Here is a 13,940-nt window from a genome sequence, read left to right as displayed (position 1 = left end):
CGCCCTCTCTGTTGCCCGCCCAGTCTAGCGGCCCGGCAAACAAACCGATACAGCAACGGCGCAGCGTTCCGGGGCCATATCGCGGATCAGTTACGAACGCACAACGACTTCGGCCGGCTGTCCAGCAAATTCCCCGACCCGTTTCGCGCCGCGCCTACGGTATCGCGGGTGAGGCCGATAACCGTGGTCGTTCGCCGCGCTGCGGTTGTCGCGGTTTGTCTGGTCATGGCCCTGGCCACGGCACCGTCGACCAGCGCCGATCCGGACGTCGACCCCGCCGCCGCGACGGTGCCCGCCCCGGACGGCGGCGTGGCATCGAACGCCCCGGCAATCCTCAAGACTCCGGACGGCTGGACCCTGGGCCTCGGTGCCAAGGACGAGTCGCAGATCCCGGTGGCGCCGCTGACCACCGCCGCTTCGTCCCGCGAATACCTGGCCAGCGGGACGTTCGTCGGCTCGCTGATCGGACCGGAGCAGCCCCGGGGCACCCTCGAGGTGGGCTACGAGATCGGCTGCGGCATCGACATGAGCACGTCCAACGGCGTCACGATGGGAGGCAGCGCCGGCGTCACCCCGGGGCTCGGCCTGGCGGGCGCGTTCACCGGTGTGGTGACTCCCATACCGCTGATCACCGTCCCGGTGAACGGCGTCATCACCGTGGGTCTCAAGCCGGGGCTGGTGATCGTGGTGCCGGTGGTCAAAAAGCCGTTCAAGAGTGCGAGCCCCTGGGTGATGATCAGCAACTTCCACGTCAAGATCGACGGATGCGTGGGCCAGTCGTTCATCCGTTCCTACGCCACGCTGACGCGGGAGACCGATCAATCCGACGTGGTGCTGTCCTACGTCGGCGTCACCAAAGCCGTGTAACCACGGGGCTACCCGCGCGGGATGCCCGCCAGCCGGTCGGCGAACTTGGCCTCGGCGGCCGCGCGCAACCGCAGCAGGTGCTCGGAGGGGAACAGGTCCGGCGCGGGCGGGCGGTCTTTGAGCAACAGGCGTGCCAGCGTCACCTTGTGCACTTCGGTGGGACCGTCGGCGAGGCCGAGCACGAACGACTCCACCAGGTACTGCACGAAGGGCATCTCATGGGTGGTGCCCAAGGAGCCATGCAGTTGAAGCGCCCGCGACGACACGTCATGCAACACCTTCTGCATCATCGCCTTCACCGCCGAGATGTCGGCGCGCACCGCCTTGTAGTCATTGAATTGGTCGATCTTCCAAGCCGTTTGCAGGGTCAGCAGCCGAAAGGCCTCGATCTCCATCCACGAGTCGGCGATCATCTCCTGGACCAGTTGCTTGTTGGCCAGCACCTCGCCCTGGGTGTAACGCGACACCGCCCGCTCACAGATCATGTCGAAGATGCGCCGGACCAACCCGACCGTACGCATGGCGTGGTGAATTCGTCCGCCGCCTAAGCGCGTTTGGGCCACGACGAAGGCCCCGCCGCGCGGGCCCAGCATGTGGTCGGCGGGCACCCGGACGTTCTCGTAACGGACGTACCCTTCGCGCCCACCGCCCATCGGCTGGTACCCCAGCCCGACGTCGCGCAGCACGTTGATGCCGGGAGTGTCGCCCGGCACCACGAACATCGAGTAGCGCTGATACGGCGGCGCTTCGGGGTCGGTCATCGCCATCACGATGATGAACGACGCCATCGAGGCGAACGAGGAAAACCACTTCTCCCCGTTGATGATCCAATGATCACCGTCGGGCACCGCGGTGGTGCGGAAGACCTTGGGGTCCGCGCCGCCCTGCGGCTCGGTCATCGAGAAGCAGGAGACGATGCGGTTGTCCAGCAGCGGTTCGAGATAGCGCGCCTTGAGTTCGGGTGTGCCGTAGTGCGCGAGGATTTCGCTGTTGCCCGAATCGGGTGCCTGCGAACCGAAGACGATCGGCGCGCACTCCGAGCGGCCCAGGATCTCGTTGAGCAGAGCAAGCTTCACCTGCCCATAGCCCGGGCCGCCGAGGTGTGGCCCAAGGTGGGTGGCCCAGAGGCCGCGCTCCTTGACGATCTCCTGCAGGGGCGGGATCAGGGCCTGCCGCACCGGGTCACCCAGGTCGTGAGATTCCTTGACGATCAGGTCGATCGGTTCGCACTCGCTGCGCACGAACTCCTCGACCCATTCCAGTTGTTCGGCCCATTGCGGGTCGGTGGAGAAGTCCCACGACATTTATCGTCCCCTCTTGCTCTGTGCCACCACGCCGGAGTCGACGAGTTCGGCGATGGTCTTGGCGTCCAGCCCCACCTCGCGCAGCAGCGCGCGGGTGTGGTCGCCCGGCAGCGCTGGACCCGACGGCGCCGCGGGCCGGGTGCGCGAGAAGCGTGGCGCGGGCGCGGGTTGCGTGACGCCGTCGACCTCGATGAAGGCCTGCCGCGCGGCGGCGTGGGGGTGCCGCGGCGCCTCGTTTAGCGAAAGCACCGGCGTCGCACAGCATCCCGGCGAATCGAGGATCCGCTCCCACTCGTTGCGGGTCCGCTCCGCGAAGCGCGCTGCCAGCTCGGCGCGGTGGGCCGCCCACGTCGCCGGCCGGTCGTCCTCCTGTGGCACGTCGACGCCCAGGCGATCGCACAGTTCGGCGTAGAACTTTCGTTCCATCGCGCCGACGGCGATGTGGCCGCCGTCGGCCGTGGTGTAGGTGCCGTAGAAGTGGGCCGCGCCGTCGAGCAGATTGTCCTGCCGGTGGTCGCGCCAGGTGCCCGCCGCGACCATCCCGAAGTACGGCGACATCAGCGTCGCGGCGCCGTCGACCATCGCCACGTCGAGGACCTGACCCGTCCCGGACTGGCGGGCTTCGAGAATCGCGCTGAGCAACCCGACCGCCAGCAGCATCCCGCCGCCGCCGTAGTCCCCGACCAGATTGAGCGGTGGCACCGGCGATTCGGCGGTGCCGATGCCGTGCAGGGCTCCGGCCAGGGCGATGTAGTTGATGTCGTGGCCGGCGTGCCCGGCCAGGGGTCCGTCCTGCCCGTAGCCCGTCATGCGGGCGTACACCAGGCGAGGATTGCGCTCCCGCAAGGCATCCGGCCCGATGCCCAGCCGTTCGGCGACGCCGGGCCGGAATACGTCGACGAAGGCATCCGCGTCGGCGGCCAGCCGGTGCACCAGCTCCGTGCCCCGGGGATCCTTGACGTCGGCGGCCAGTGACCGCTGGCTGCGCCGAACCGTGTAGTCGATGGGCAGTGCGGCGTCCACCCCCGAGAGGGCATCGACGCGAACCACGTCGGCGCCCAAGTCTCCCAACAACATTCCGCAAAAGGGGGCCGGGCCCAGGCCGCCCATCATCACGATGCGCACGCCGTTCAGCGGACCGGTCACCGCGACCACTTCTCGCGGCGTTCGGCCGCTTCCTCGGTCGCATGCGCGATCACCTGGTTGCGGTTCTCCAGCTCCAGCGCCGCGGGCAGGCTGGCCGCGTCGGTGTTGACCTGGAGCGCGCGCTTGGTGAGTTGCACACCGAGTGGGGCGAGGCCGGCGATCAGCGACGCCAACTCGACGGCGCGGTCGACCAATCGATCGGGTTCGACGACCTCGCTGACCAGCCCTCGCCGATCGGCTTCGCCGGCCGATACCGTGCGCCCGGTCAGCATCCAGTCGGCCGCGACGCTGGTGCCGACGATGCGGGGGAGGTGGTAGCTCATGCCCATCTCGGCGCCCGACAGCCCGAGCAGGATGGCACCGTTGCCGAACGAGGCTTGTGCCGAACAGAGTCGGATGTCGGCGGCCAGGCACAGCGCGAACCCCGCACCGACGCACGGGCCGTTGACCGCGGCGATGACCGGCTGTGGCACTTCCCGGATGCGTGCGGCCAGCGCGGCCATGCCCTCCTGGAAGCGCATCCGATCCAGCGCCGGGGCGGTCGCCTGCGGGACGGTGGGCCCGAAGTCGCGCACGTCGATCCCGGCGCAAAAGCCGCGGCCGGCGCCGGTGAGCACGACGGCACGCACCGAGGAATCGCCCGCCAAATCACCGAGGGCCCCGGCCAATTCGGTCTGCATGGCCGCGTTGATGGCGTTGAGCCGCTCCGGGCGGCTCAGCCGCACGACGACGACGCCGTCGCGCGGGCGGTCGAGTTCCAGCGTGTGTGGCACCCACCGATCGTAAAGGGTCTCTCGGTTCAGGAGAATAACCTTCTCCAAAATGGCGAAGGTGTTCTCACGTCCGAGAGTGGAGTCACATGGGCCACACTGGCCCCAGCGCGGAAGGGTATCGGCTTTTGTCCGCCTCGCAGCGACAATGCGACGGAGCGCAGGAAACGCGTGGGCCGCAGCGTCATTGCGACCGTCGTGCATAGGCCACCGCGTACCGGGTAGCCCGCAGCCATGACAAAGTTCGGATACTTCCTGTCCTGCGAGCAGTTCGGCCCGAAGGAACTCGTAGACCAGGCCAAGCGCGCGGAGGCCGCCGGTTTCGACGCGCTGTGGATATCGGACCACTTTCATCCGTGGAACGACGAGCAGGGCCAGAGCCCGTTCGTGTGGGGCGTGATCGGTGCGCTGTCGGAGGCGACCGCACTGCCGGTCAGCACGGCCGTCACCTGCCCGACCGTGCGGACGCACCCGGCGATCATCGCGCACGCATCGGCCACCGCCGCCGTGCAGCTCGACGGCCGCTTCGTGCTCGGGGTGGGCAGCGGCGAGGCGCTCAACGAGCACATCCTCGGCGATAGCTGGCCGTCGGTCGCGGTGCGCCAGGAAATGCTTCAGGAGGCGGTCGACGTCATCAGGTTGCTGCACCGGGGCGACGAGGTGAGCCACCGCGGCAACCACTACGAGGTCCAAGAAGCGCGCATCTACACCCGACCGGAACAGCCGGTGCCGATCTACGTGTCCGGGTTCGGTCCGCAGGGTGCGGAGCTGGCCGGGCGCATCGGCGACGGCTACGTCCTGGCCATGCCGGACGGCGAGCTGGTCAAGACCTTCCGGGACTCGGGTGGGGGTGACAAGCCGGTGCAAGCGGGCACCAAGGTGAGCTGGGACGAGGACCCCGAGGCCGCGCTGAAGGTGGCGCACCGATTGTGGGCCAACGAGGGGCTGCCGGGCCAGACCGCGCAGATATTGCCGCGGCCCAAGGACTTTGCCGCCCTCATGTCGCTGGTGCCACCGGAGAAGGTCGCCGAAAGCGTTGCGTGCGGACCGGACCCGGACAAGCATGTCGCGCAGGTGCGCAAGTACATCGACGCCGGCATCGACGAGGTCTACGTGCAGCAGATCGGTCCCGACATGGACGGGTTCTTTGCGGCGTGGGAACGCGACGTGCTACCGGCGGTGCGCGGCTGAGGCTCAGTCGAAATTGGTGCCGCTGGTCAGCCCTTCCCATTTCGCGATCTCGTCCGCGCGCGCGCCCGCGACATAACGGTAGATGGCCAGGGCGTCGGGGCCCAGCAGCAGGAACCCGGGCGGCTCACTCGACTCGACGGCAGCGATGATCGCAGCGGCCGCCTTGGCGGGGTCGCCGGCCTGGTTGCCGTGCATGGTGTCGTTTTCTTTGCGCCGCTGCCCGGCGGTGTCGGCGTAGTCGTCGATGACCGCGGCCGCCTGGGCGAGCGAGCGGCCGGCGAAGTCGGTGCGAAACGCGCCGGGTTCGACGACCGTCACCGAGATGCCCAGCGGGGCGAGCTCACCGCGCAGGGCCCCGCTGATGCCCTCGATGGCGGCCTTGGCCGCCGCGTAGTAGCCGGATCCCACCGGGGTCACCGTCGCACCGATCGAGGAGATGTTGACGATCGCGCCGCTGCGGCGCGCCCGCATGCCGGGCAGCACCGCCTTGATCATCGCGACGGTGCCGAAGAAGTGCGTCTCGAACAACTCGCGGACCTCGGCATCGTCGCCCTCCTCGACCGCGGCGCGGTAGCCGTAGCCGGCGTTGTTGACCAGGACGTCGAGGCCGCCGAAGCGCTCGTGGCCCCGCCGCACCGCGGACGTGACCTGTGCGGGCTTGGTGACGTCGAGGGCGACGGCGAGCACCCGCTCCGGTGTGGTCTCGGCCAGGTCGGCGACCTTCGCGACGTCGCGCGCGGTGACGACGGCGTTGTGGCCGGCGGCGATGACGGCCTCGGCGAGCGCGCGGCCGAGACCCGTCGAGCAGCCGGTGATGAGCCAGGTGGACATGGAAATCGATCCTTTCCAATCGACGCGCACCCGACGATAGCCAGGTCGTTGTGCCACGAACACAACAGGATTAGATTCTGCCGACATGGAGCCCCGGTGGCCACCCCTCGAGGAGCCGACCGCCCGCGCGGCATGGAACGAAGTGCTGAAGCCGGTCGCCACTCAAATGCAAACGTGCGCACCGCAATTGGCTGCTCGCTTGGTGGAGCGCCTGCAGGCGGACTTGCCGAAGATAGTGCCTGACCTCACGGCTGTCGCGGAACAGCTGGCCAGCTGCGAAGCCATTATCCAGTCCTCGAAAGCTTCGGGCGTGCGTGAGGACCCGGAAGCCTCATAGAGGGTGTCGCCGGCGCGCGCGGGTGCGAGGTCGAATTGGCTGGCCCAACGTCGAGTTGTTGGGCGATGTGGCACATGTTCAGCCCAACAACTCGACGTTCGGCGTCGGCTCTTTCGGTCAGCGCGCGGCCCACGATCCGCGGATCGGGCTCTCCCACCAACTCGTGGTCCTTGTCTTCGTAGTCGGACCCGGCGAGAACGTAGCGCATGGCGTTGATCCGGGCCCGCTTCTTGTCATTGCTTCGGACCACGATCCACGGCGCGACGTCGGTATCGGTCGCCGCGAACATCGCCTCCTTCGCCGCGGTGTAGTCGTCCCACCTGTTTATCGACTCCATGTCCATCGGCGAAAACTTCCACTGCCGCACCGGGTCGACCAACCGAATCGCGAAGCGGGTGCGCTGCTCGGCCGGTGACACCGAGAACCAGAACTTGGTCAGGTCGATTCCGTTATTGACCAGCATCTCTTCGAAACACGGTGCCTGCTCGATGAATTCGGCGTATTGGTCTGGGGTACAAAATCCCATCACCTTCTCCACGCCGGCGCGGTTGTACCACGACCGGTCGAACAACACGATCTCACCACCCGCCGGCAGCTGGGTGATGTAGCGCTGGAAATACCACTGCGTTTGTTCGCGTTCGCTCGGCTTGTCCAGCGCCACCACCCGCGCACTGCGTGGATTGAGGTGCTCCATGAAGCGTTGGATAGTGCCCCCCTTGCCGGCGGCGTCACGCCCCTCGAACAGGACCACGTGCCGGGTCCCGGTGCGCTTGCTGTGGTTTTGCAGCTTCAGCAGCTCAATCTGTAAGCGCCGCTTCAGCCGCTCGTATTCGTCGCGCGGCATCCGCTCCTCGTACGGGTATCGCTCGCGCCAGGTGTCGACATGATTGCCCGCCCGATCGAGCAACACCGGGTCGTCGTCGTCCTGGTCGTCGATGGTGTAGCCGTGTTCGGGGGTCGAAAGGGCGTCCAGATCGATCTCTGCCATAGTCCGAGCTATAGCCGGTGCGGCGGTCGCTCACACCCTGGCTGCACACCTTTCCAGCCGGAAGGTGCGCTCGAAGCCGGCCGGGTGCGTCGTCAGCGTCACTTCGACGGCGCCGCTGGGTGCGACCACATAGCGCTCCTCGACATCCGGCCCGTCGCTCCAGCGGCCGACGGGTTGCCGCCCGAGGTCATCCCGGTCGTAGAGGGCCGGGTCGAAGGGGAACAGGACCGGATCGTAGGGCGTCACGTCGCCGTCGGGCCGCCCGTTGACCAGGCGGCTGCACTCGACGAAGCGGAAGTGCCCGATGTTGTGCGCCGCCCGGTAGGCCCGCCGCACGACCAGCGGGGTGTGGCCGTCCACCGGCAGGGAGGCGTCCTTCGGGACGATCGGGTCGAACACCACGTCGGAGCCGGCGTGCGCCTCGCGGAAGACCCCGAAGTGCCGCGAAAAGCGTTCGGACAACGCGAAACCGGCCTCCTTGTCCAGGAAGACCGCCAGGCCGATGGCCGTCGCGGCGAACGGGTGCGGCGAGCGCTTCACCCGCTTCTCGCCGAATGCCGTGCGCAGCATCCGGGAAACCAGCGGGAAGCCCCCGGCCCCGCCCCCCACGTAGATGCCCGCCACCTCCGACCACGCCACGCCCTGGCCTGGAGCGGGAGCGCGCAGGACGCGGTGCAGCAGTTCGGTCGTCTCGTCGACGAGCGGCGCGCAGACGGAGTACACGTCGTCGATGCCGCAGGAGAACGGGGGCCGGTCGACCGCGTCGACGCCGGTGAGGTCCACCAGGAAGCGCCGCGTCTGGGGCCCGACCGCCTCCTTGCGCGCGGCGCACTCCTCCCTGAGCAGCTCGCGGGTGGCGGGATCCACCTTCTGCAGGTTCAGCCGGGCGAGGACGAGGTCCACGATCGCCTCGTCGAAGTCGTCGCCGCCGAGGCGTTGAATGCCTTCGCTGACGACGACCTCGTTCTCGTTCCCGGTCATCTTCAGCAGCGACGCGTCGAACGTGCCGCCGCCGAGGTCGTAGACGAGGACGTACTCGCGTTTGGCGGTGATGGTGGAGCGGTACCGGTGCGCGTACTCCAAACTGGCCGCGGACGGCTCGTTCAGCAGCGCGACGACGTGAAAACCCGCCGCGACGAACGCGTCCAGCGTCAGCAACCGCTGGGCGCTGGAGGCGTTGGCGGGCACGCTGATCGCCGCCTCGATGGTCTCGCCGGGCGCCAGGCTGGCGTTCGAGCGACGCTGCAGGTCGCGTTTGAGCTGGGCCAGAAAGCCGGTGAGGAGGTCGGCCAGCCGATGGTTGCGGCCGGCCAGCTCCACCTCGGTCTGCGGTCCGGCCTCGTTGAGGAGGCGTTTGAACGACCGCAACACCGACCAGCCCGGCTGGTGGCGGACGGCGGCCGCGTCCACCCCGAAACGCAGATCCCCCTCGGCGTTGGCGGCGATGACCGAGGGCCAGGCGTCCAGCCCGTCGAACGAGATGACCGGATAATTACCCCGGTCGACGGCCGCAACGACGGTGTGGGTGGTGCCAAAGTCGATGCCGACCCTCATTCCGCACAATTCTAGGAGGCTGCAGGGGATTTCGGCACGAACTTTTTGCCGGGCGCGCCGCGGCGCGCCGTCCGGGCGTGGGCGGTCAATCCTCGAAATGACGGATGTAGTCGCTGCGCTCGAGCCACCACTGCAGGCTGTAGATCCCCTTCGCGATCACCACCATCAGCATCGCGGACGCAAGTGCGAGGACAACGTTCATAATCTTTCCATTTCGCGTGCCATGAGGGCGTTCTCGAGGAATCCGTAACGCTTCGGGTAATGCCTGCGCTGCTGGAGCGATGCATCTGTCGGGGTGGTGAGGATTCGCCGCGCGATGGCGACCAGCCGGCCGCCGATGCTCGTGCGGCGCCCCACCCCCACGGCGATCGCGGTGCCGAACACCACCTGCTGGGTGCTGATCAGCACCTCGGCGGATGTCACCTCCACCGACGGCGCAGCCGCGGGCGGTTGCTTGATGGGCTCGTCGAGGCCCGTTGGTGATACCAACATCGTGTACCTCTTTTCCGATGTGGCGCCTTGACCGGGCTATACGGTCTTCGGCGCTACTACCGTACGGTCGGCGATCGCCCCCTGGCATGCGTAGTTGACTACCTCAACCGCGCGCGCCGCGCGCGGCCACCGGTCGCGATGACCGATGACTTTGGCCCCTAGGCCGCCGCGCCCGGCGCGAAGACGATGGGGTCGTGATCGAGCTGCTCACGGATTTCCCCGACGACGTCGCGGCGTTCAGTTTCCACGGGAACGTAACCAAGGCGGATTACGACGCGGTGCTGATACCCGGCTTCGAAGACAAGCTGAGCCGGCACGACAGGGTGGGGATCTACCTCGAGATCGCCCCCGACTTCGCCAGTTTCGGCCCGGGCGCAATCTGGGCCGATTCCAAGTTCGGTATCGGCCACTACTTCGACTGGGATCGCTGCGCGATCGTCAGCGACGTGGAATGGGTGAAGCAGATGGCCAGATTCGGCGAGCTCTTCGGTTTTCTCTGGCCCGGGCGCTACCGCACGTTTGACGAGGCGAAAGCCGATGATGCGCGCCAATGGATCGTGCAGCCGCACGGCAAGCGGGATTAACGGCCAGCAGTCGGGACCGCGTCCCATTGTCTTTGCAACTCCCGCTCGGCCGGCGTGCGAATCAGACCGGACGGCGCGAACCGCTTGGACGGCACCGGCGCTTCCTCGGTCAGCGGCCGGCCACCGCCGCGCATTGCCTTGAAGGCAACGACAACTCCTGCCGCGAACACGATGACGACGACCAGAGCGAACAGGACCGACAGGGTGCCCTGGATGAAGGTGTTGCGGATGACCTCGTCGAGTTGGTGGGCGTTCTTCGCCGCACCGTACGCCGTCTTGCCCGCGCTTCGTGCCGCCAGGTAGCGCGCGTGCTGAGTCCAGTAGCCGACCGCGGGATCTCCGGAGAAGATCTTCTGCCACGACGCGGTCAGCGTGACGGCCAGATCCCACAGCAGCGGCACTCCCGGGATCCACGCCCACTTCAGCAGGCCCTTCTTGACGACGACCACGGTGACGACGGTCAGCGCGATGGCCGCCAGCAGCTGGTTGGCGATACCGAACAGCGGGAACAGCGTGTTGATGCCACCCAGCGGGTCGGTCACACCCATCAGCAGGGTGCCGCCCCACGCGGCGACCACGGCCAGGCTGCAGACCCATACGCCCGGGCGCCAGCTCGGGTTTCGCAGCTTGGCCAGCGGGCCACCGAAGTTACCCAGCGCGTCGGAGAGCATGAAGCGGTTGACCCGGGTCCCCGCGTCGACGGTGGTCAGGATGAACAGCGCCTCGAACATGATCGCGAAGTGGTACCAGAAGGATTTGAGCGCGGCGCCGCCGAACACGCGCTGCAGTACGTCGGACATGCCAAGCGCCAGTGTCGGCGCGCCGCCGGTGCGCGACACGATCGACTTCTCGCCGACGTCGGCCGCGGCCCGGCTGATCTGGTCGGCGGTGGCCGGGGCGCCGGACAGGCCGAGCCTGTTGACGTAGTCCGCGGCGCTGGCCGCGGTGCCACCGGTCTGCGCGGCCGGCGCGTTGAGGGTGAAGTACAGGTGCTGGTTGATGATCGACGCAGTGATCAGCGCCATGACGGCGACGAACGACTCGGTGATCATGCCGCCGTAGCCGATCAGCGGCATCTGGCTTTCCTTCTCCAGCATTTTCGGCGTCGTTCCCGACGAGATCAGCGAGTGAAATCCCGATAGCGCGCCGCACGCGATGGTGATGAACAGGAACGGGAACAACGAGCCGGCGAACACCGGACCGTTGCCCCTGGTGGCGAAGTGCGAGATCGCGGGTGCCTGCATTTCCGGCCGCGCGATGACGATGCCGAGCGCGATCAGCCCGATAGCGCCGACCTTCATGAACGTCGACAGGTAGTCACGCGGCGCGAGCAGCAACCACACCGGCAGCACTGACGCGGCGAGGCCATAGACGATCACGCACCAGCACAGGGTGACCGGGGACAGCGTGAACCAGGATGCGCCCCAAGATGTTTCGGCGACCCAGTTGCCGGACATCACGGCGAGCAGCAGCAGCGCAAAGCCGATGACGGACACTTCCGATACCCGCCCGGGCCGCAGGAACCGCAGGTAACAGCCCATGAACAGGGCGATGGGGATGGTCATGGCGATCGAGAACACCCCCCACGGGCTCTTGGCCAGCGCCTGCACCACGATCATTGCCAGCACCGCGATCAGGATCACCATGATGACGAGCACCCCGAGCAGGGCGGCGGCCCCGCCCGCGGGGCCCAGCTCGTCGCGGGCCATCTGGCCCAGGGAACGGCCCCGGCGCCGGGTGGAGATCCACAAGACCAGGTAGTCCTGGACGCAGCCGCCGAACACCGCGCCGATGACGATCCAGATCGCGCCCGGCAGGTAACCCATCTGGGTGGCCAGCACGGGACCCACCAGCGGCCCGGCCCCGGCGATGGCGGCGAAATGATGGCCGAACAGCACGCGCCGGTCGGTCGGCACGTAGTCGGTGGCGTCGTCGAGAACCTCGGCGGGCGTGGCGTGCTCGTCGCGCGGCCGGACGATCTTCATCTCGACCAATCGGGCGTAGAACCGGTAGCCGATGATGTACGTGCAGATCGCCGCGACCACGAACCAGACGGCGTTGACCGTCTCGCCGCGCACGAACGCGATGATCGCCCAGGCGACGGCGCCGACGACCGCGATCACCCCGAAGACGAGCTTGTGCCGCAGGGTGATGGGGGACCGGTCGATGATCGCGACGGGCGGCAGGTCTTGATCGGTGCGGATGAAGCTGACGTCTTTGTCGTGGTCTTCGACTGTCACGGCGAAAACCCTACGCGCGCAAAACCGACAACGCGTGTTTTAGTACAGCGCGCGCACGGCGTCGATGGTGTCGGCCTCGGCCGGGCCCTTGTCGTCGCGATAGCGCACCACCCGGGCGAACCGCAGCGCCGCTCCACCGGGATACCGCGACGACTTCTGCACGCCGTCCAGGGCGATCTCGACCACCTGCTCGGGGCGCACGTTCACCACGTAGTCTTCCGTACCGCCCACCGCGAGCTCGCTGAACCGGGCCGTCTGCCAGTCCAGCATGGCGTCGGTCATTCCCTTGAAAGTCTTTCCCACCATGACGAATTCGCCGGTGGCAGGATCCCGCGCACCCAGGTGGATGTTGGACAGCTTGCCGCGACGGCGCCCCGAACCCCACTCCACGGCGAGCACCACCAGGTCCAGCGTGTGCACCGGCTTGACCTTGAGCCAGCCCGCCCCGCGCCGGCCCGCGAGGTAGGGCGCGCCCGGCGCCTTGGCCATCACCCCCTCGTGGCCGGCGGCCAGCGTGGCGTCCAGGAACCCGGCGGCCTCCGCGGGATCCGACGTCATCATCCGGTCGACCCGCTGCGCGGGCGGCACCAGCGCGTCCAGGGCGGCCAGCCGGTCGGTGGTCGGCGCGTCCAGCAGGTCGGAGCCGTCGCGGTGCAGGATGTCGAAGAAGAACACCGAAAGCCGCTGCGCAGCAACCGCGGCCGCCACGTCGACGGACCGGCCGAATCGCGAGGCCGTGACCTGGAAACGGTGCGGTGCGTTGTCGGGCCGCAGGGCGATCGCCTCGGCGTCGGCGATCAGCTCGGTGACCGGCAGCGCCAGCGTCGCCTCGACGACCTCCGGGAGCCGGGCGGTGACGTCGTCGAGGCTGCGGGTGTACACCGTGACCTCATCGCCGGCCCGGTGAATCTGCACGCGCGCGCCGTCCAGCTTCGCCTCGAAAATCGTTGTGCCGTCGTGGCGTTCGATCGCATCGGCCACACCTGTGGCGGTCTGGGCCAGCATCGGACTGACCGGCCGGCCCACCCGCAGGGTGAACGCGTCCAGGGCCCCGGCTTCCCCGGACAGGGCGGCCGCCGCCACCGCCGGCAAATCCCCGCCCAGCATCGCGGCGCGCTGCACCGACGCGACCGGGATTCCGGCGGCCTTGGCGACGGCGTCGGCCACGATCCCGGCCAGCGCCCCCTGGCGCAGCTCGCCGCCGAGCAGCCGCACCAGGAAGGCCTGCTCGGTTTCGGTCGCGGCGGCGAACAAGGCGTTCAGGAGTTCGGCGCGCCGCGCCTGCGACCCCTTGCCCGAAACCGCCCCGATCTGAAAGAAGGTGGCGTCGACACCGCCGACGGTCAGCGTCGCCTGCCCGGGCGCCGGCGGCGGCCGGGAGCGCAACGACGCCCAGCCGACGCCGATCTGGCGTTGGCGCAGCTCACCCGAGAGCCACGAGACGATGACCGCCACCGCCTGCGGGTCGGCGGCGGCGCGGCGCAGCAGGTCGGCGATGTGGGCGACCTTCGTCAGCCGCGACGACGTGCCGCCGACATTAAGCGACGTGCTTGCGACGTCGAGGAGGAGCACGCAACTCAGCTTGGCATGGCTCGCCGACAACCCCGCCGGGCGGGCACGCTAGCGTGCCTAGGAA

General features: G+C 68.3%; 11 protein-coding genes and 1 pseudogene. 3 read left to right on the top strand and 9 right to left on the bottom strand.

Features of this window, described 5'->3' with window-relative positions:
* Window positions 1-183 precede the first annotated feature (183 nt).
* A complete protein-coding gene (locus tag A5787_RS16285; RefSeq protein ID WP_231994011.1) occupies window positions 184-867 on the top strand; it encodes an MspA family porin in 684 nt (227 codons plus the stop codon).
* A gap of 8 nt (window positions 868-875) precedes the next feature.
* On the opposite strand, the gene A5787_RS16280 is transcribed toward A5787_RS16285, so the two are convergent.
* Genes A5787_RS16280 through A5787_RS16270 form a run of 3 tightly spaced genes read right to left on the bottom strand, consistent with a single transcriptional unit; the run spans window position 876 to window position 4,090 of the window.
* On the bottom strand, window positions 876-2,171 hold the full coding sequence (locus A5787_RS16280; protein WP_066968744.1) for an acyl-CoA dehydrogenase family protein: 1,296 nt from the start codon (window positions 2,169-2,171) through the stop codon (window positions 876-878).
* On the bottom strand, window positions 2,172-3,317 hold the full coding sequence (locus A5787_RS16275; protein ID WP_066968835.1) for a CaiB/BaiF CoA-transferase family protein: 1,146 nt from the start codon (window positions 3,315-3,317) through the stop codon (window positions 2,172-2,174).
* Window positions 3,314-4,090, bottom strand: coding sequence for an enoyl-CoA hydratase/isomerase family protein (locus A5787_RS16270; RefSeq protein WP_066968742.1), 777 nt, complete (start codon window positions 4,088-4,090; stop codon window positions 3,314-3,316). The genes A5787_RS16275 and A5787_RS16270 overlap by 4 nt, the downstream gene beginning before the upstream one ends.
* A gap of 231 nt (window positions 4,091-4,321) precedes the next feature.
* Between A5787_RS16270 and A5787_RS16265 the strand changes: the two genes are divergently transcribed.
* A complete protein-coding gene (locus tag A5787_RS16265; protein WP_066968740.1) occupies window positions 4,322-5,278 on the top strand; it encodes an LLM class F420-dependent oxidoreductase in 957 nt (318 codons plus the stop codon).
* A 3-nt stretch (window positions 5,279-5,281) separates the two neighbouring features.
* On the opposite strand, the gene A5787_RS16260 is transcribed toward A5787_RS16265, so the two are convergent.
* From A5787_RS16260 to A5787_RS16245, 4 genes and pseudogenes are all read right to left on the bottom strand, one after another.
* A complete protein-coding gene (locus A5787_RS16260) occupies window positions 5,282-6,109 on the bottom strand; it encodes an oxidoreductase (RefSeq protein ID WP_066968737.1) in 828 nt (275 codons plus the stop codon).
* 449 nt (window positions 6,110-6,558) lie between these two features.
* Window positions 6,559-7,434 (bottom strand): annotated as a pseudogene (gene ppk2, locus A5787_RS16255) (polyphosphate kinase 2); the annotation flags it as partial.
* Window positions 7,435-7,464: 30 nt separating this feature from the next.
* Window positions 7,465-8,988, bottom strand: coding sequence for an Hsp70 family protein (locus tag A5787_RS16250; RefSeq protein ID WP_066968736.1), 1,524 nt, complete (start codon window positions 8,986-8,988; stop codon window positions 7,465-7,467).
* A gap of 198 nt (window positions 8,989-9,186) precedes the next feature.
* Entirely contained in the window at window positions 9,187-9,480 is a 294-nt protein-coding gene (locus tag A5787_RS16245; RefSeq protein WP_066968734.1) for a hypothetical protein, read from the bottom strand.
* A 194-nt stretch (window positions 9,481-9,674) separates the two neighbouring features.
* On the opposite strand from A5787_RS16245, the gene A5787_RS16240 reads away from it, so the two are divergent.
* The gene (locus tag A5787_RS16240; RefSeq protein WP_066968732.1) at window positions 9,675-10,064 is read left to right on the top strand and encodes an STAS/SEC14 domain-containing protein; all 390 of its coding nucleotides are present in this window, start codon (window positions 9,675-9,677) and stop codon (window positions 10,062-10,064) included.
* Here A5787_RS16240 and A5787_RS16235 read toward each other — a convergent pair.
* Entirely contained in the window at window positions 10,061-12,304 is a 2,244-nt protein-coding gene (locus tag A5787_RS16235; protein WP_066968730.1) for a carbon starvation CstA family protein, read from the bottom strand. The two genes, A5787_RS16240 and A5787_RS16235, sit on opposite strands and share 4 nt — an antisense overlap.
* Window positions 12,305-12,343: 39 nt before the next feature.
* Window positions 12,344-13,876: an ATP-dependent DNA ligase gene (locus A5787_RS16230; RefSeq protein WP_066968728.1), complete on the bottom strand. Its 1,533-nt coding sequence runs from the start codon at window positions 13,874-13,876 to the stop codon at window positions 12,344-12,346.
* Window positions 13,877-13,940 lie beyond the last annotated feature (64 nt).

This window comes from Mycobacterium sp. 852002-50816_SCH5313054-b, assembly GCF_001667185.1.
In the GTDB taxonomy this organism is placed as follows: domain Bacteria; phylum Actinomycetota; class Actinomycetes; order Mycobacteriales; family Mycobacteriaceae; genus Mycobacterium.
This window is presented reverse-complemented; position numbering and strand designations above follow the sequence as displayed.

Excerpts from the sequence above, each read along its gene's own strand:
- A5787_RS16265 (WP_066968740.1), top strand. The coding sequence starts at position 4,322 with ATGACAAAGTTCGGATACTTCCTGTCCTGCGAGCAGTTCGGCCCGAAG.
- A5787_RS16250 (WP_066968736.1), bottom strand. The coding sequence starts at position 8,988 with ATGAGGGTCGGCATCGACTTTGGCACCACCCACACCGTCGTTGCGGCC.
- A5787_RS16260 (WP_066968737.1), bottom strand. The coding sequence starts at position 6,109 with ATGTCCACCTGGCTCATCACCGGCTGCTCGACGGGTCTCGGCCGCGCG.
- A5787_RS16245 (WP_066968734.1), bottom strand. The coding sequence starts at position 9,480 with ATGTTGGTATCACCAACGGGCCTCGACGAGCCCATCAAGCAACCGCCC.
- A5787_RS16280 (WP_066968744.1), bottom strand. The coding sequence starts at position 2,171 with ATGTCGTGGGACTTCTCCACCGACCCGCAATGGGCCGAACAACTGGAA.